General features: G+C 34.5%; 16 protein-coding genes. 3 read left to right on the top strand and 13 right to left on the bottom strand.

Annotation, left to right across the window (positions count from 1 at the left end):
• Positions 1-16 precede the first annotated feature (16 nt).
• The 10 genes from IW20_RS20785 to IW20_RS20740 form a co-directional block, all read right to left on the bottom strand.
• A complete protein-coding gene (locus tag IW20_RS20785; RefSeq protein WP_081912534.1) occupies positions 17-1,984 on the bottom strand; it encodes a thiamine pyrophosphate-binding protein in 1,968 nt (655 codons plus the stop codon).
• Between the two features lie 175 nt (positions 1,985-2,159).
• Positions 2,160-2,933, bottom strand: coding sequence for an acyl-ACP--UDP-N-acetylglucosamine O-acyltransferase (gene lpxA, locus IW20_RS20780; protein ID WP_035627033.1), 774 nt, complete (start codon positions 2,931-2,933; stop codon positions 2,160-2,162).
• A gap of 65 nt (positions 2,934-2,998) precedes the next feature.
• Positions 2,999-3,562: a Crp/Fnr family transcriptional regulator gene (locus IW20_RS20775; protein ID WP_051886072.1), complete on the bottom strand. Its 564-nt coding sequence runs from the start codon at positions 3,560-3,562 to the stop codon at positions 2,999-3,001.
• 314 nt (positions 3,563-3,876) lie between these two features.
• Positions 3,877-4,809, bottom strand: coding sequence for a hypothetical protein (locus IW20_RS20770; protein ID WP_035627031.1), 933 nt, complete (start codon positions 4,807-4,809; stop codon positions 3,877-3,879).
• Between the two features lie 19 nt (positions 4,810-4,828).
• Positions 4,829-5,680 carry a substrate-binding domain-containing protein gene (locus IW20_RS20765; RefSeq protein ID WP_035627028.1) on the bottom strand — a complete coding sequence of 284 codons (852 nt, stop codon included), beginning with the start codon at positions 5,678-5,680 and terminating at the stop codon, positions 4,829-4,831.
• 27 nt (positions 5,681-5,707) lie between these two features.
• Positions 5,708-6,091, bottom strand: a complete 384-nt coding sequence (locus IW20_RS20760; RefSeq protein ID WP_035627025.1) for a VOC family protein — start codon at positions 6,089-6,091, stop codon at positions 5,708-5,710.
• A gap of 1 nt (position 6,092) precedes the next feature.
• The gene (locus IW20_RS20755; protein WP_035627023.1) at positions 6,093-6,533 is read right to left on the bottom strand and encodes a DinB family protein; all 441 of its coding nucleotides are present in this window, start codon (positions 6,531-6,533) and stop codon (positions 6,093-6,095) included.
• Between the two features lies 1 nt (position 6,534).
• On the bottom strand, positions 6,535-7,404 hold the full coding sequence (locus IW20_RS20750; RefSeq protein WP_035627021.1) for a nucleoside phosphorylase: 870 nt from the start codon (positions 7,402-7,404) through the stop codon (positions 6,535-6,537).
• 343 nt (positions 7,405-7,747) lie between these two features.
• Positions 7,748-8,077 (bottom strand): translation initiation factor, encoded by a 330-nt coding sequence (locus tag IW20_RS20745; protein ID WP_035627020.1) that lies wholly within the window; start codon positions 8,075-8,077, stop codon positions 7,748-7,750.
• 75 nt (positions 8,078-8,152) lie between these two features.
• Positions 8,153-9,103 carry an isopenicillin N synthase family dioxygenase gene (locus IW20_RS20740; RefSeq protein ID WP_035627017.1) on the bottom strand — a complete coding sequence of 317 codons (951 nt, stop codon included), beginning with the start codon at positions 9,101-9,103 and terminating at the stop codon, positions 8,153-8,155.
• Positions 9,104-9,276: 173 nt separating this feature from the next.
• Here IW20_RS20740 and IW20_RS20735 point away from each other — a divergent pair, with 173 nt between their 5' ends.
• From IW20_RS20735 to IW20_RS20730, 3 genes are all read left to right on the top strand, one after another.
• A complete protein-coding gene (locus IW20_RS20735; protein ID WP_035627014.1) occupies positions 9,277-11,253 on the top strand; it encodes an alpha-ketoacid dehydrogenase subunit alpha/beta in 1,977 nt (658 codons plus the stop codon).
• 155 nt (positions 11,254-11,408) lie between these two features.
• Positions 11,409-11,570, top strand: a complete 162-nt coding sequence (locus IW20_RS26430) for a hypothetical protein (RefSeq protein WP_165571467.1) — start codon at positions 11,409-11,411, stop codon at positions 11,568-11,570.
• A 2-nt stretch (positions 11,571-11,572) separates the two neighbouring features.
• Positions 11,573-12,235, top strand: coding sequence for a GNAT family N-acetyltransferase (locus tag IW20_RS20730; RefSeq protein ID WP_240478522.1), 663 nt, complete (start codon positions 11,573-11,575; stop codon positions 12,233-12,235).
• Between the two features lie 29 nt (positions 12,236-12,264).
• Here the strand turns inward: IW20_RS20730 and IW20_RS20725 are convergent, their stop codons facing one another.
• From IW20_RS20725 to IW20_RS20715, 3 genes are all read right to left on the bottom strand, one after another.
• Positions 12,265-13,050 (bottom strand): hypothetical protein, encoded by a 786-nt coding sequence (locus IW20_RS20725; protein WP_035627012.1) that lies wholly within the window; start codon positions 13,048-13,050, stop codon positions 12,265-12,267.
• A gap of 162 nt (positions 13,051-13,212) precedes the next feature.
• A complete protein-coding gene (locus tag IW20_RS20720) occupies positions 13,213-14,721 on the bottom strand; it encodes a TolC family protein (protein WP_081912533.1) in 1,509 nt (502 codons plus the stop codon).
• 9 nt (positions 14,722-14,730) lie between these two features.
• Positions 14,731-17,844: an efflux RND transporter permease subunit gene (locus IW20_RS20715; protein WP_035627010.1), complete on the bottom strand. Its 3,114-nt coding sequence runs from the start codon at positions 17,842-17,844 to the stop codon at positions 14,731-14,733.
• Between the last annotated feature and the right edge of the window lie 24 nt (positions 17,845-17,868).

The raw sequence follows: 17,868 nt of genomic DNA, 5'->3' as shown, positions 1-17,868 counted from the left end.
TGCAACGATTATTTCTTTAAAAAAGTGATGGTAAATTGAGTATTGTACTTTCGTTATCTAAAAGTTCATTGCTACTAGAAGCTGCTTTTAGACTAAATGAACTTCCTCTTAATGCATCTTCCTGAAAAATATTTAGTGTTGGTTGCAACGCATATCGTTTATCGACCAAGAAGGTTGCATCTTTAGTTTTTATTTGCATTGGTGGTGTGTCCGATGCAATACGCATATCTAGTATGTAAGAGGTATTGTTGTTTAAAACATGGTTTATTCCTCTTTCAACAGCTTCTTTTACTGTTGCGGGAGTAAGTACAACTTCGCCATGTTCTCCACCAAAGGCTTTTGCCAGATTTACAAAATCCATTTTTGGTCTCTCTAATCGCAAATAGTCAGGATCTAATGTTTTTGGATTCCATCCGTATCCGGGAGCTTTACCATAAGCAGCAACAACTTGTTGTAATCCTAATTGTAGGGTATGGTATTCGTGATTGTTGGTAATGATATATAGGATTGGTAGTTTTTCGTGTGCTGCTGTCCACCATGTTTGTGGGTAAAACAATGACGATCCATCACCCACAGCATTAATGACTAGTTTGGTACCAATTCCTTGGGATGTTTTGTCTTCTAGTTTTATCCCTAATGATGCTGGCATTGACCATCCAAGCGATCCTCCTGCTACACAATAGTAACTAATAGGTTTTGCTCCGTTGGTGCCAAAAGGGAGATAATACTGAAACGGTGCTCCATCGGATACAGCTTCGTGTACATAAACAAAATTATCTGTTAAGTTGCGGTCTTCTATGGCTTCTTTTAATGCTTTGGCTATAACAACTGCCCAGATATCTGGTTCTCCCATAGCTTTTTCATGATATAGATCCCATTTTTGGGCACGAACAAGATTTAAAGTTTCTAGTTTTTTATTTCTTTCATCGGCTTCTTTTGGTCTTTGTGGTGTAATGTATTTGTTTAAGATGGGTAATGTGGCTTTAATATCTCCAAAAATGGCTGTTTCTCCATAAAAGTTCTTAGCGATATCCCAAGTGTTGTTGGTAAGATAGGCTAGTTTTACATTTTCGGGTATAAGTGGTCCATCGGAGTATTTGAATACTGCAACTTGTGCCTGCGCTCCAAAACCTATTAAAAAGGCTACATCATGGTCTTTAAAAACTTCTTGTACTCCGGCTTGGTTTCCTGGTATTTCTCCTTGCCAGTGATAATCATTGTTTGGGAAGTTTGCTACACTACTAAAGGATTGAAGAACTACTGGCGCACCAATTAATTCGGCTAGGTCTTGAATTTCTTGCCAGGCATCAGCATATCCTACTGCATCGCCAGCTACTATAAGCGGATTTTTGGCTGTTGCCAATAAAGCAGCTGTTTCTTTAATAGCATCATCATCGCCTATAAAGTGAGGAGAAATGCGGGTAACTCCTTTTATTTTTTTATTTTCTTCGATGGCTACCATTGTAAATTCCCATGGTATAGATATAAATATAGGACCGTTTGGTGGCGCCATCGCTTCTTTAAAGGCTCTTTGTAGTACTAGCGGCATTTCTTCGGGAGTGCGCACTTCATGTGACCATTTTGTGTATTGTTTGGCTAGGTCTACTAAGTTTGATGCTAGTAATGGTTCTTGAGTAACCAATTCGTTTTGTTGCTGACAACAAAGCACTACTAATGGCATTTGCGAACGATGTGCATTAAAAAGATTACCTATACTGTGTGCAATTCCGGGTGTTACGTGTACAATAAGCACTCCTGGTTTTCCTGTCATTCGGGCAGAACCCATTGCAGCTCCTATAGCAATGTTTTCGTGTAGGCATTCTATATACTTTACTCCATTTTCTGGGTAAGAAGTTCCGTCTATTAATGGGATTTCGTTGGTACCGGGAACGCCAAATATGTAATGGATTCCTAAATCTTTGAGAATATCAAATAAATAGTCTCTGGTCCATCGAGTAGGTGGGGCAATAGCATCTTTTTTCATTTCTTTTTGATTTTTGTGTAGGTTACTAAATCAAAGATAGAAACAAGGTTTTAGAGAAAATTGAGTATAAATACGTGTTTTGTAGTTAGTTATTCGAATTTTTGGGATGGGAGAATAAGTGTTGTAAAGTGTGAAATTGCGTTTTATGATTTATGCAATGCTATATTTTAAAATTTTATTGAGTATTACCTTTTATGATTCCTCTTGTTGATTGCTTTATAAAATTTATGATTTTATCGCGTTCTGTAGTTTGTTTAAAGTGGTTTTCGATTAATTCTAAAGCAAGGGTTGTATTTTTCTTTTCTTGAAAAATAACGCGATATATTTCTTTGAGTTCATTTAGTTTTTCAGTTTCAAATCCTCTTCTTTTTAAGCCTACAGTATTTATGCTCACATAACTGAGTGGTTCTCGAGCTGCCATTATGTATGGAGGAATATCTTTTACAATGCGACTCATGCCACTAATCATACTATGTTCGCCAATAACTGAAAATTGATGTATTGCTGTTAATCCACTAATATTAGCCCAATTGTCTACAATTACTTCTCCTGCCATTCCTACACTAAATCCTATAATGCAATTATTTTTAATTATACAATCATGCCCAATATGCGCATTGGACATTAATAGATTATTATCTCCAATTATAGTTTTTTGCTTGGATGCTGTGCCTTTATTTATGGTTACAAATTCCCTTATAATATTATTATTACCGATTTCGAGTGTTGTATATTCGCCATTATATTTTAAATCTTGCGGTATTCCTGCCAACACTGCACCTGAATGGATTTGACAATTTTCGCCAATTCTTGTACCAGCAAGAATATTTACATTATTACCAATCCAAGTATTATCGCCAATAATGACATCATTCTCGATGGTATTAAAATTTCCAATATGCACATTTTTTCCAATAATAGCACATTTTCCAATTATTGTATCTTTCACTTTTGTGTTTGTTTTAATGAATCACAAATGTTGAAAAAATCAAAATGGTTTTTATTGATGTAATATCAATTAATTGAAGCTCTTATTCGGCTTAATGTTTCTGGACTTACATCGATAAGGGAAGCTATATGTTTTAATTTTGCTTTTTTTATAATGGAAGGAAATGAATGCAGTAAATACATATATTTTTCCTGAGCACTCATTAGTTTATATGAATGATGGAACTCATTTAGTTTAGAAAGATATTGTCTTAATAGTTTTATATGAAATTTTGCAAATAATGGGTACTCTAATAAAAGTTGCTCATCGGTATAAGATAATGAGTAAAGTATAGTTTCTTCACAGGCTTGAAAGATTTCGAATGATGGTTTTTGTTCAAAAAAGCTGCTTAATGAGGTAATGAATTGATTGTTGCTATAAATCCATTTGGTTATTTCTTCGCCATCATCAAGATAGAATCTACGTACTAATCCTGATTTTATGTAACAGATTTTTGAACAGATTTTACCTTCTTCGATAATTAACTCATTTTTTTTATAAGTTTCTTTAGTAAAGTATTTTTTTATGGCTTCTTCAGTTTCAAAATCTAATTCTTGTAGCGTATTTATAAATGCAATTAGTTCTGTCATTTTTTTATGAAATTTTAGAAATTAAGTTCAGGGTAATTTCTAGCATACTAAAATACTATTTAAACAGATACCTTCATAAAATCTCTAGCCCAGATAGAAACGGCATCCTTTTCTTTGTTTCTTTAACAAAGAAAAGATAGAGTGGATAGCTGGAAATAGCTCCTTATTCTTCTCCCGAAGTCGAATGTTTTTAAGTTAAGAAAATAACTGTAATACTGTACCGAATAAATCTCACGCCAAGTCGCCAAGCCGCCAAGTTTACGTCTAAAATCTTTGCGCTTTTGCGTCTTTGCGAGAAAACGATTTATAGAATTTTATTTTAGGGTAAGTTCTCCTAGAATTTCCTCGGACATGAATGGTCCTCCGGGATATTTTGCGGTGTAGTCTAGATTTAGCCATACTTGTCCGCGCTCATCGATATGATAATGCAGGGTTTTCTTGTAACTTTCGTTTACAAAAAGGACGTTTTTAACGAGGTAATTTACTTTTTCGAGGTCTATCATTGACCCAATTAATATTTCTGGGTAAATATGTCCTTTGGTATGTATAAGTCTTGGGGTTCCGCCAATGGAGCGTACGGCTGCTGCCATTAGGATAGAATGGTCGTCGCAATCGCCCGAAAAATACATTAGGGATTCGCTTGCTGTAGCAATATAATCGCCTTCTTTGGGATCATTTACATAATTCCAGCGGCTATTTATTTCTTTAAAAACAGCAAAACATTGTATTATGGTTCTGTAATCTGAATATCCTTTGATGTTTTTAAAATGCTTGGATGTTGCCATTATAGCAAAATTCCTCACTTTGGGATTTTGGTATTCTATGGCGTTAATAATCTTGGATTTATTAGGAAACGGAAGCAGTTTGGCAACAATAATATCCTGAGGATAAGGATTGTCGGACATGGTGTAGATTATCGAATTGTAATCTTCGGCTACTTCGCTAAAGCCATAATTGCCCAAAGCAGTTCCGTAAAACAAGATGATGAGGTATAAAACGATACAAATAATGATGATCGTTTTTAATTGCATTAGGAGAAAATAGAGCCCAACGAGTACAAATATAAAAAGTAAAACTCTATCGAAATTAAAAGGCCAGTTGAGGTCGATTAAGTTTTGGTGCAATATGATAAAAGTAGGAATTGTGATTAAAAAACTCAATAGCAAAATAATAACCTCGTTCCAAGGTGATTTTACCTGAAGGCTACTTTTAAGTTTTGTTAAGTCAATTTTTCTATTTTTTATCATAATGCCCAAAAAGCAATTTTTAAAGAACTTTTACCGTTTCTACAAAAGTACCTTTTTTATCAATAATACTCAGTTCAAATAATTGATTTTGAATTTTATTAAATGTTTTTTCATTTAATGGTTTTTGCGACCATTGTGTCAGTTTTAACCATTCTTGAATATCTTCGACTTTTTGCTCAAATAATTCTGCCAATGTTCTGTCGATACTAGGAATAGACTTGAAGTCTTCGGTTGTGGCGTTTATAACTTCTAGAATTGAAGCAATTGCCTCTGGATTATTTTTTAATACTTCGTCGCGTACTGCAATTACAAATGATGGCCATGGAGTAGGACAGTCGGTTATGCGTCTGAAAATACCTTTATCGACCAATGGTTTTGTCATAAAACGCTCCCACATAAAGTAATCGGCAGTTTTATTTGTTAGTGCTTCGACTGCGCCATCGATAGTATTTACGATTTCGAATTGTAGATTATCTGTTTTCCAACCTTGATTGTTGGCATTTACATAAGCCATTAATTGTGAACCTGACCCGAGGCGGGAAATGGCTACTTTTTTGTTTTCTAAATCTGCGATGGTTTTATAATCGGATTTTGCCGCAACGTGTATTCCCCAAATTAATGGTGATTGTACATATACTTGCACAATCTTGCTTGGGTTTCCTGCAGCGATATCTTTTACGATTCCTTCGGTTAATATTACAGCAATGTCCGTTTCTCCATCTCGAAGCATCTGGCACATTTTACCTGTTCCTTCGGGAACATCTGTCCATTGTAAATCGATTCCGTCGTTTTCGAATTCTCCATTTTCAATGCATAAATGCCATGGTAAATTAAAATGTTCGGGAACGCCTGCTATTTTTATAGTTTTCATTTTTAGACTTCTTAGATTTTAGAAAATTTATTTTGCTTTTAATGGTGAAATAATAATACGGAAACCATCTGGATCAAGAAACATTTTTCCGTTTTCTTCCAAATTCCAATATGGGTTTTTTGCCGTTATAAATGATATGTCATTATTTAAAATATTAATTACTAATCTATTATATTCTAAAATTGTTTCAGGATATAGCACTATAGCATCGTCTTCATCTGAAGTATGATTGGCTTTATCATTCGACTTTGTAAATTCAAAATGCCAGCCTAAATCAGGTTTCCCAATAAATGCTCCATCATAATTATTATGATTTTCAAAACCTCCTAGTCTTTCAAATCCCAAAACATTGATATAGAAATTTACTAGTTTTCCTAAATCATTCGTATGGCGCGCTACTCTTAATGTCATGCTAATTTTTTATTTGATTGATATGATGTTCTAAATGCTCAACATAATCTTTCATTAAGAAATCCAGATTAATGATAGACCCATCACTTAATAGGATTTCATAATCTAATGCTTTTTCATCAACAGATTTAAACAGTCTAATAATTTGCTTATTTATCGAGTACCAAAGCTGTATTAACTCTTCTATATCCATAGTTTGATATTGGTTAATGGTAACCAAATCTGTCTGGTTGTATGGTCTGTGATGATACGGCTTTGGCAGATAGTTTATCTCTGTAAAACGAACTAAATTATGTATAGATGAATCTACAAGATGTCCTAAAATTTCTTTTTTCGACCATTTTTCAGGAGGTTTATTCTCTAAAGTTTCTTTGTCTAAAGATTTTAAATATTCTGAATTTTCATGGAGTAATTTTTCAAACTTGTAGATTGCATTTTGCATATTAATTAGCCGTTAATTTGTTTAAAGTATATTTAATTAATTCATCTACTGCTTTGTATGGATCTTCGCTAAAAGTTCCCGAAGCACGATTGGCAATAATTGCATTTAGTGATAAAGCATTATGTCCTAATAGTGCCGAAAGTCCGTAAATAGCAGCAGTTTCCATTTCTAAGTTTGTAATTCGGCTTTCATTAAAAGTAAAATTATCCATTTTAGCATTTAATTCTTCATCCTGAATGTTTAAACGTAAAACACGTCCTTGTGGGCCATAAAATCCTCCTGCTGTTGCAGTGATTCCTTTATGTATTTTGTCGCTCTCGATAAGTTTTTCTAGTTTCTCTGAACAAGCAATTACATACGGTTTTCCTTTACGGATGTCCCAATTGGTATGGTTTATAAAAGCTTCTTCCATAGCAACATTCGATACTTCGTCGATTAAATAAGAACGTAGCATATTGTCAAGTCCTAACCCAAAAGTTGACATTACAAAGCTATCTACTGGAATATCTGCTTGTAATGAACCCGAAGTTCCAATTCTGATAATGTTTAATGAAGTTAGGTTTTCTTTTGGTTTACGAGTTTCTAAATCAATATTTACTAAAGCATCTAATTCGTTTACCACAATATCAATATTGTCTGGACCAATACCTGTAGACATTACTGTAATTCTTTTTCCTTTATAAACTCCGGTTTGAGTTTTAAATTCTCTTTTTTGTGTAGAAAATTCGATGCTGTCAAAAAACTGCGTGATTTTCTCTACACGATTTTGATCACCCACAAAAATAATGTCATTTGCAATATGTTCTGGGCGAAGATTTAAATGGTAAACGCTTCCGTCTGGGTTTAGTATTAATTCTGATGATTGTATCATTGTTTATTTTTTTTAAGGTTCAAAGAGGCAAAGGTTCTGAGGTTCTAAGGTTTTTAATAGAAGCGCATAGCTGTACGTCTATTTTTTTTTTAAGGTTCTGAGAGACAAAGGTTCTGAGGTCCTAAGGTTTTTTGTAGAAGCGCATAACTGGATGTCTTTTTTTATTTTTGGGTTCTCTGTAGAGGCGCACCGCAGTGCGTCTTTTTCTTTGTTTTTTTATGATTTAATCGCAAAGGGCGCAAAGGTTTCATACTAGATCTTGGTAAACGCAAGGTTCGCAAAGAAAAATTTTACGCTCAAAGTTATGTAACTGAAAACGGAAACTGATTACTGCTACTAAATACTAGCCGCCTACACGTTTTACTTTAAATCCTTTTGCTTTTAGTATTTCCATTATTTTATCCCGGTAATCACCTTGTATAATAATAGAATCGTCTTTAAAAGTTCCACCAACGCTTAATTTGGTTTTAATCTCTTTGGCTAGGATTTTAAAATCTTCATCGGTTCCTTCGTAACCTTCGATTATGGTTGTAGCTTTCCCTTTTCGTTTTTCGTATTTGCAAATCATAGGTTCTTTTTGGATAAAAAGAATATGATCTTCTGGAACCACAATTTCGTCGGGAGATACTTCGTGATCTGGGAAAAGATTTTTTAGTTGGTCTTGTAAGTCCATTTGTAATTTATTTTAAAATTAAAAAGACATTAAGTATAAACTCAATGTCTTTTTATTATTAGGTAAATTTAAAGATTATTTTTTGATTAAACCCAAATCTACCAAACGTTCGTATAAATATTCTCCAGCTGTAATATCCTCGAATTTTTTAGGATTCTCGGCATCAATACAATTCTCTAAACAATCCAAACGCATATCGCTAACTGGGTGCATAAAAAATGGAACTGAGTAACGAGATGTTCCCCATAATTCTCTTGGTGGATTAACTACTTGGTGAATAGTCGATTTTAGTCTGTTGTTGGTATGACGTGAAAGCATGTCTCCAACATTAATTACTAGTTGATCATCTTCGGCAATGGCATCAATCCATTCTCCGTCATGATTCTGAACTTGTAATCCTTTTCCTTGCGCTCCCATTAATAAGGTAATAAGGTTAATATCACCGTGAGCAGCAGCACGAATTGCATCTTTAGGTTCTGATGTAATTGGTGGGTAGTGAATAGGACGTAGGATAGAATTTCCGTCTTTGGCATATTTGTCAAAGTAAAATTCATCTAATCCTAAGTGTAATGCTAAAGCTCTTAAAACATAAACTCCTGTTTTTTCTAGCATCTGGTAAGCTTCTTTACCAACTGCATTAAATTTAGGCAATTCTGTTACTTCAACATTTTCTGGATATTCTGAGGCGTATTTTGAGTCTTCACTCACATACTGACCAAAATGCCAGAATTCTTTCAAGTCACCCTCTTTTCTTCCTTTGGCGTGTTCTGTACCAAAAGAAACATAACCTCTCTGACCTCCAATACCTGGAATTTCATAATTATGTTTAGATTCTATTGGCAATGCGAAAAATTTTCTAATTTCGCCATAAAGTTCGTCAACTAACTGATCATCTAAAAAATGACCTTTTAGGGCTACGAAGCCAATGTTTTCAAATGCATTTCCGATTTCATTTACAAATTTTTGTTTACGTTCCGGGTTGTCCGAAAGGAAATCACGTAAGTCTACACTAGGAATGTTTTGCATACTTTACATATTTATTGATAACTTGTTTGGTTTAAAAACCATATCTTGAGCAAATGTAAAACTAATTTGTTATTTTTATTTCAACAAATGCTAATAATTAATAATTATATAACAAAATATAGCTTAATTGTTATATTTTTACAACATCCATTGACTAAATAATAAACCAGAAAATGATTTTTGACAGAAAAAAACTGACCAACGACCAACTATTAGATTTATACAAGAGAATTTTAAAACCACGATTGATAGAGGAGAAGATGCTCATCTTAATCCGCCAAGGGAAAGTTTCCAAATGGTTTTCAGGAATAGGACAAGAAGCAATTTCGGTAGGAGTTACTGCCGCTTTAGATTCTGATGAATACATTTTGCCAATGCACCGTAATTTAGGTGTTTTTACAGGAAGAGATATTCCGTTATATCGTCTTTTTTCGCAATGGCAAGGAAAAGCCAATGGTTTTACTAAAGGTAGAGATAGAAGTTTCCACTTCGGGACACAACAATATAAGATTATTGGAATGATTTCGCATTTAGGACCACAATTAGGTGTTGCCGACGGAATCGCTCTAGCTAATAAATTAAAAAAGAATAATAAGGTAACCGCTGTTTTTACTGGTGAAGGTGCAACAAGCGAAGGAGATTTCCACGAAGCTCTAAATATTGCTGCAGTCTGGGAATTACCCGTAATGTTTATTATAGAGAATAATGGTTACGGACTTTCGACTCCTACAAATGAACAATATCGTTGTGAAAATCTTGCCGATAAAGGTGTTGGTTATGGTATAGAAAGCCATGTTGTAGATGGAAATAATATTTTGGAGGTTTATAATCTTTTATCAGAATTAAAACTTTCGATGATTGAGAATCCACGTCCTGTTTTATTGGAATTTAAAACATTTAGAATGCGTGGTCATGAAGAGGCGAGTGGTACTAAATATGTTCCGCAAGACTTAATGGATATGTGGGCTATAAAAGATCCTGTAAATAATTATAAAACTTATTTGACTGAAACAGGGGTGTTAACGCCTGAATACGATGAGAAATTACATTCGGATATTAAAACTGATATCGAAGAAAGTTTAGTTATTGCTAATGTTGAGTTTGAAATCGAGGCTTCTTATGAAGAAGAATTGAATGATGTTTATGCTCCATATAGTTATAAAGATATTACGCCAGATCCGGCAGAACAAAGTATGCGTTTTATTGATGCTATTTCTTCGGGTTTAAGGCAATCGATGCAATTACATCCTAATTCGGTTATTATGGGACAAGACATTGCCGAATATGGTGGTGCATTTAAAATTACGGATGGGTTTGTAGATTTATTCGGAAAAGATCGCGTTCGGAATACGCCAATTTGCGAAAGCGCTGTGGTTTCTGCCGCAATGGGACTTTCTATAAATGGGTATAAAGCGATTGTCGAAATGCAATTTGCCGATTTTGTCTCTACAGGATTTAACCCAATTGTAAATTTATTAGCAAAATCACATTACCGTTGGTTAGAAAAAGCCGATGTTGTGGTTCGTATGCCTTGTGGTGGCGGAACTCAAGCAGGACCTTTTCATTCGCAAACCAATGAAGCTTGGTTTACAAAAACTCCTGGTTTAAAAGTTGTTTACCCAGCTTTCCCTTATGATGCCAAAGGTTTATTAAATGAATCTATTAATGATCCGAATCCTGTTTTGTTCTTTGAGCACAAACAATTATATAGAAGTGTTTACCAAGATGTTCCAACAGATTATTATACTATTCCGTTAGGAAAAGCTGCTTTATTAAAAGAAGGTACAGCCGTTACTATTATAGCTTTTGGAGCTCCTGTACATTGGGCTTTAGAAACGCTGGCTAAAAATCCTGAAATTTCAGCTGATTTATTAGATTTAAGAACGTTACAACCTTTGGATACTGAAGCAATTTTTGAATCGGTTAAGAAAACTGGACGTGTAATAATTTATCAGGAAGATTCTCTTTTTGGTGGTGTTGCAAGTGATATCTCAGCATTAATCATGGAAAATTGTTTCCGTTATCTAGATGCTCCTGTAAAACGTGTGGCGAGTTTAGATTCCCCTATTCCGTTTACAAAAGCACTAGAAGATCAATATTTGCCGAAAGGCCGATTTGAGAAAGAACTTTTAGATTTGTTAGCTTATTAGGAGGAGGTTCTGAGTTTCTAAGGTTCTGAGGGACTAAGTAACTAAGGGGCAAAGGTTCAGAGGTTTTCTTGCAGAAAATTATATAAAAATGATGAGACTTATAATCTCATCATTTTTTGTTTATAGCAATATCATAATGATACAATCTTATCATTATGATAGGTAAAGAATTAGTCGACAAATATTATATTATTGGCGTAAACCAAGCATTAACAGCATATAACATTTATGCAACAACCATAAATCTACATTGGTATGTAATTTGGATATTTCGTTTTGTATTAGGATTATTAATAAAATCAAATACACTAAAGTAAATATGAAAACCCGACAACGTACCATAAGTTTTTCAGACATACCTTTTTTATTGTCTGATCCTTTTCCAGATAAAACTGCTTTATTATTATGTATTGAACCAACTGAGGAATTACTAGATTTTACAATTGAAGTCGCAAATGCCAATCATGCTTTTTGGATAAAAGAAATTTGCGAAACGACCTTATCATCTGCCATAGCGCGAGGAACAGGAATCTCTGGGCGATCTCCAGAATCGCTTGAGGAAAAAATGAAAAAGGGAGAGGCTATTATTGCTTTTGCATCCGACGGAACATGGGCTGGTTTCTCTTTTATCTCTGCTTGGGATAATGGTAAATTTGTTTCTAATTCGGGATTAATAGTAGCACCACAATTCAGACATACTGGTCTTGCTAAAAGAATTAAAAGAAAAATCTTGTGGCTGAGTCGCCAAAAATATCCTGACGCAAGCGTATTTAGTCTAACCACAGGACTGACGGTAATGAAAATGAATCATGAACTCGGTTTTGAGCCCGTCACATATTCTGAATTAACTACTGATGATTTGTTTTGGGAAAGCTGTAAATCCTGCGTTAATTGCCCAATATTAATGAGTAAAGACAGGAAAAACTGTTTGTGTACGGCAATGCTTTACGATCCGAAACACAATAAATCCAAAATTATATAATCAGGTATTAAATGTTATTTTACAGGGTTTTATCTTTTGGTTTGTTTAATGATTTCTTTCAGTGACAACCATTGTTCCTTTTTTATAAAATGATTTCCGCTTTCTTGTGTGTGATGTCCTGTAAAAAAGATTACGGGCATTATTTTCTGAGATTTTGGGTCATTTTCTTCATTCCCATCCCTGATTACTTTATGGTTTAAAGAGCAAAACAGTTCAATATTGGTTCCGTTTTTTCGGGCAATTATATTTTTTACATCCCAAGAATAACCCCAATACTTTTTCTGATTTTCAATGATAAACGGATTGATATAAAGCAATATTTTGTCTTTTCCTGCTATTAAATCCTGATCCCTAATAGTGTAATCTGCACCATCCTCGTCACCGTTCGTTTCAAATATTTCAGGTTCAGGATCATCATCTAAATTTATAAACCAACGATAATTAAAACCATCTGTATAATGTTTTGCTTTTTTTATGGTTTTATATTCAGATGAAATCCAGTATTCATTTCCAATTCCTAACGAATCTACCGCAGTTTTACAGATATAATCAGGAATTTTATCACCTGTAAAATCAACACTTTCCACGCTTTCAATTTTTTCCGTGATGCGTTTTTTAAGTTCATCCGTAGCGGGTATCATTTTGGTTTTTATAAAATAAACAGCAGTTGATGAATCTGTAGTTACTGATGGTGTATTTTTTTCTTCTTGTTTTATACTGTCAGGTTTTATAGCGTTATTTTCTTGTTTTACAGTATCCTTACAAGAAATTAAAAGCGCCGTTAAAAAAATAAAAAGTATATATTTCTGTTTCATTTTCAGATTTTTAGAGAATATTCCCAGCCTTAATGGCTTTTTGATGTTTTTTTAAATCAATCAAAAATAATAAAAAAGAGATAAGTTAGGACTTGTCTAAAAAAATAAACCCGATACAAGATCGGGTTCATTATGATTAAGCTTACTTATAAATCAATTGAATTAATTTATTCCTCCTCCTAAAGCTTTATACAATAGTATTTGAGAATTTACATTCTTTAATTGCATATCCACAAAATCAAGTTCTGCCTGAAGTCTGTTTTTTTGTGCACTGATAATTTCAAGATAATTAGCATATCCGCTCAAATACAAATCATTCGAAACATTTACTGCAATTTCTAGATGTTCAATTTCTTTTGATTTATGGGTTAGAACATCTTCATAAGCTTTTGTACGATATAATAATGCACTCAACTCATTGTAGGCTACAGTTATAGATTTTTGATATTCTAGAAAACTAATTTGCTGTCTTTTATTGGCTGTAAAATATTCATGCTTAATTTGACCTTTATTAAATACAGGAGCAGTAATTCCTCCAAGTAATTGCCAGGCAAACGAGCCACTATCAAAAAATGTGGAGAATGAGAATGAGTTAAATCCTGCATATCCGCCCAAGTTTACTGTCGGAAAGAATGCAGCACGAGCAGATTTAGCATCGGCTTTGGATGCCAATAATTCAAAATAGGCTTGTGATACATCTGGTCGGTTGTGTATGATTGAATCAACACTTATTTTTTGATTCAATACTTCAAGATGTCCTGATAAAAACTCAGTACTTCTGGTAATCTTACCGCCATATTCTCCCAACAGGGTCAATAAGGCCTTTTCGGTTTGATCGATACTAAGGTTTAATTCTTCGGCTTCAGCCAAAATATTATTGTTTTGAGCATTAAATTGCTGTACAGCTAATTCAGTTGCTTTACCAACAGATCTTTGCGCAGAAACAATATCAAGTGCACGTTGTTGTGTTTTAAGGTTTTTGTTATAAATAATAGCTTGTTTGTCTAGCGCTATCAGTTTATAATATAACTCAGCAACATCACTTAAAAGTTTTGTTTGCAATAACCTCATTCCTTCTTGTGAAGCAAAAAATCGCTGACGTGCAGCCTTTTTTCGATTACTTAATTTTCCCCATATATCGGCTTCCCAAGATACTCTTCCGCCTAAAAACAAATTAGGAGTAAGATCTGTATTGATTCTTTGTTTTTCGGATATATTCTGAGAAAAATTAGTATCAAAGTTTCCTACGCCATCCATTGTGTATTTACCATAACGTGTACCCGAAATATCAGCTCCTAAATCAAATGATGGGAGTAAAGCTAGTTTAGCAACTTTTAGATGAGAATTTGCTATCAGAATTCTTTCTTGCATAGCCAGATAATCTGGATTTTGAGCAATAACGATATCTAATATTTTTTCTAATTCTGGATCTTTAAAATACGTTTCTGTTTTTACAGGAATAAAAGCTTGTAGGCTGTCAGTTGTTTTTTTTCGATTAACATCAAAGTTCTCTGGTAATGTTTTAGCTTTTTGCTGTTCTGCCACTTTAGGGGCAGAACAAGCAAATAATAGCATAGTAAATACAATTGGTAAAGCATACATTGCTTTTCTCTCTCCGAAATTTATCGAAGGAGTTGTATTTTTATAGAATTTATTAAGTGAATTTTTCATTATTTAAATTTATTTTTTCAAACCTTTTTCAAGCTTTGCGAATAATATGTAAAGACCTGGAATGATTAAAAGACCAAAAACTGTCCCGATAAACATTCCTCCAGCTGCCGCAGTACCAATAGAACGGTTACCAATTGCACCTGCTCCAGAAGCAATACATAAAGGGATAAGCCCAGCAATAAAGGCAAATGAAGTCATTAAGATTGGTCTAAAACGTAGTCTGGCCCCTTCTATAGCGGCTTCGGTTATGCCTTGTCCTACTTTGTTCTGAGCCATTGCAAACTCTACAATCAGGATGGCATTTTTGGCCAGTAGTCCTATAAGCATTACCAAGGCTACTTGGGCATAAATATTATTATCTAATCCCACTGCAAGAAGTGCTAGATAAGAACCAAAAACACCTACAGGAAGCGATAATAGTACTGGGAAGGGTAGTAGTAAGCTCTCATATTGTGCCGCAAGTAATAAGTAAACAAACAATAAACACAGGGCAAAAATGTATATCGTTTGGTTTCCTGAAAGAATTTCTTCTCGCGTCATTCCAGACCATTCCAGTTCAAACTTACCCGGAAGTTTTTCGGCTGCAATTTTCTCTACAGCTGCAATGGCTTCTCCAGAGCTAAAACCTGGAGCAGGTTCTCCGTTAATCATCGCCGACATATACATATTATATCGTGTAAGTACTTCTGGACCATAAACACGCTCTAATTTTATGAATGTAGAAAACGGGACCATTTCGCCCGCGTCATTCTTAAGATACATATCGAGTATGCTTTCAGGATTTTTTCGGAATTGTGGACTTGCTTGTACCATTACTTTATACATTTGAGAAAAACGAATAAAGTTTGTTGCATAAAATGAACCTAACATGGTTTGTAAAGTAGACATGGCATTATCTACCGAAATTCCTTTTTTCGCTGCAAGATCATAATCTATATGAATCATGTATTGAGGGAAAGTAGCATCAAAACTCGTAAATGAATTTTGTATTTCGGGCGATGCGTTTAATTCCTTGATGAAGTTTTTAGTAACTTCATCGGTATTACTAATTGGTCCTCCAGATTTATCAAGTAAACGCATTTCAAAACCACTTGTATTACCAAATCCTGGAACTGTAGGCGGTGCAAAAACTTCGATTTGTGCATCCGAAATGCCTTTAGTTTTTTCCGTTAATTTTGCAATAAAGTCGTTTACAGATATGTCTCGATTACTCCAATCTTTTAGGTTAATCATTCCCATACCGTAAGATGCACCAGCAATTTCGGTAACGATACTATAACCCGCAAGTGTGGTTACGTTATCTACACCTTCTATTCCTTTTGCAATACGGGTTACTTCATCTAGTACTTTATCTGTACGTTCTACAGTTGCTCCTTGTGGTGTAGTTACACTCACATATACCATTCCCTGATCCTCCGAAGGTATAAATCCTGAAGGTAAAAGAGCTGATGTTCCCCATGTAAGGATGCAAAATAAAACCAAAAGTCCTATCGTAATTGTGCTACGATCTGCAAGTTTAGAAAGTACGTTAATATATTTTGAAGTGATTTTATCAAACCATTTATTGAATCTATAAAAGAAACGGTCTAACAATGATGTTTTCTCTTTGTTAGGATCATGCGCTCTAAGCATTATAGCACATAGAGCAGGAGTAAGTGTAAGTGCATTTACTCCCGAAATTACAATACTAATTGCCATTGTAAGCGAGAATTGCCTATAGAAAACTCCAACTGGACCACTAAGGAATGCTACTGGTATAAATACTGCAGCCATTACAATAGTAATCGCAATAATAGCTCCCGTGATTTCTTTCATCGCGCTTATGGTGGCAGGCAATGGATCCATGTGTTCCTCCGTAATTTTAACGTGCACGGCTTCGACGACGACAATGGCATTATCGACGACAATTCCTATTGATAATACTAGTGCAAAAAGGGTAAGAAGGTTTATAGAGAAACCCATCATCGACATAAAAGTAAATGACCCAATTAGGGCTACAGGTACTGCTAATACTGGTATAAGTGTAGAACGCCAATCTTGTAGGAATATAAAAACTACAAAGGCTACAAGAAGGAAAGCTTCTACAAGAGTAACCAAAACTTCATCTATAGATGCATCAAGAAAACGAGATACATCGTAAGCAATATTATAATTCATTCCCGGAGGAAAAGAACTTCCTTTTAGTTCTGCCATTTTTGCTTTTACGCTGGCAATTACCTCAGATGCATTAGAACCCGGTCTTTGCTTAAGCATAATCGAAGCCGAAGGTTTTCCGTCAGTTTTAGAGACCATTCCGTAACTCATCGATCCCAATTCTATTTTTGAGATATCTTTTAGTTTTAAGATAGTACCATCAGAATTAGCTCTTAACGGAATTTCTTCATACTGTTTAGGCTCATAGAATTTCCCTCCGTATTTTATAACATATTGCACATGACTATCCAATTGTCCTGATCCTTCACCAACTTTTCCTGGTGCTGCAGATATGTTTTGCTTTTGTAATGAATTTATAACTTCGTTTGCCGAAATATTATAGGATAGCATCTTTTGTGGATCAAGCCATACTCGCATCGAATATTCTTTCTGACCCATAATTTCTGCACGTCCGACACCATCAATACGTTTTAATTCCTGCAGAATATTTATATCCGTAAAGTTGAAGATAAACTGTTCGTCCTGAATCTTATCTGTACTAGTAACGTTTAAGTACATCAGCATACTATTGACTTCCTTTTCGGTAGTTACACCGGCTCGTATAACCTCTTCGGGAAGTTCATCTAGTATTGTAGTAACCCTGTTTTGTACGTTTACCGCAGCCAGATCGGGATCTGTTCCTACTTCAAAAAATACCTGAATCAGTGTTAAACCATCGTTTGATGTAACTGTAGACATATATGTCATTCCCGGAACACCATTTATGGCTCGTTCTAAAGGTAGCGCTACGGCATTGGCAGAAACTTCGGCATTTGCACCTGTATATTTAGCAGTTACCGTTACCGATGGCGGAACGATATCTGGAAATTGTGTTATTGGTAGCTGGAATAATGCCAATATTCCGAGTAAAACTATCATAACCGAAATGATTAATGATAATATTTTTCTTTTGATAAACATCTCTATCATTTTATATCTTTTTAATTGTAAGTA

The organism is Flavobacterium hydatis (genome assembly GCF_000737695.1).
Taxonomy (GTDB): domain Bacteria; phylum Bacteroidota; class Bacteroidia; order Flavobacteriales; family Flavobacteriaceae; genus Flavobacterium; species Flavobacterium hydatis.
The sequence above is the reverse complement of the archived record's forward strand: the minus strand, read 5'-3'. Positions and strand labels throughout refer to the sequence as shown.

Excerpts from the sequence above, each read along its gene's own strand:
- IW20_RS20785 (WP_081912534.1), bottom strand. The coding sequence starts at position 1,984 with ATGAAAAAAGATGCTATTGCCCCACCTACTCGATGGACCAGAGACTAT.
- IW20_RS20775 (WP_051886072.1), bottom strand. The coding sequence starts at position 3,562 with ATGACAGAACTAATTGCATTTATAAATACGCTACAAGAATTAGATTTT.
- IW20_RS20770 (WP_035627031.1), bottom strand. The coding sequence starts at position 4,809 with ATGATAAAAAATAGAAAAATTGACTTAACAAAACTTAAAAGTAGCCTT.
- IW20_RS20765 (WP_035627028.1), bottom strand. The coding sequence starts at position 5,680 with ATGAAAACTATAAAAATAGCAGGCGTTCCCGAACATTTTAATTTACCA.
- IW20_RS20760 (WP_035627025.1), bottom strand. The coding sequence starts at position 6,091 with ATGACATTAAGAGTAGCGCGCCATACGAATGATTTAGGAAAACTAGTA.
- IW20_RS20755 (WP_035627023.1), bottom strand. The coding sequence starts at position 6,533 with ATGCAAAATGCAATCTACAAGTTTGAAAAATTACTCCATGAAAATTCA.
- IW20_RS20750 (WP_035627021.1), bottom strand. The coding sequence starts at position 7,404 with ATGATACAATCATCAGAATTAATACTAAACCCAGACGGAAGCGTTTAC.
- IW20_RS20745 (WP_035627020.1), bottom strand. The coding sequence starts at position 8,077 with ATGGACTTACAAGACCAACTAAAAAATCTTTTCCCAGATCACGAAGTA.
- IW20_RS20740 (WP_035627017.1), bottom strand. The coding sequence starts at position 9,103 with ATGCAAAACATTCCTAGTGTAGACTTACGTGATTTCCTTTCGGACAAC.
- IW20_RS20735 (WP_035627014.1), top strand. The coding sequence starts at position 9,277 with ATGATTTTTGACAGAAAAAAACTGACCAACGACCAACTATTAGATTTA.
- IW20_RS26430 (WP_165571467.1), top strand. The coding sequence starts at position 11,409 with ATGATAGGTAAAGAATTAGTCGACAAATATTATATTATTGGCGTAAAC.
- IW20_RS20730 (WP_240478522.1), top strand. The coding sequence starts at position 11,573 with ATGAAAACCCGACAACGTACCATAAGTTTTTCAGACATACCTTTTTTA.
- IW20_RS20725 (WP_035627012.1), bottom strand. The coding sequence starts at position 13,050 with ATGAAACAGAAATATATACTTTTTATTTTTTTAACGGCGCTTTTAATT.
- IW20_RS20720 (WP_081912533.1), bottom strand. The coding sequence starts at position 14,721 with ATGAAAAATTCACTTAATAAATTCTATAAAAATACAACTCCTTCGATA.
- IW20_RS20715 (WP_035627010.1), bottom strand. The coding sequence starts at position 17,844 with ATGATAGAGATGTTTATCAAAAGAAAAATATTATCATTAATCATTTCG.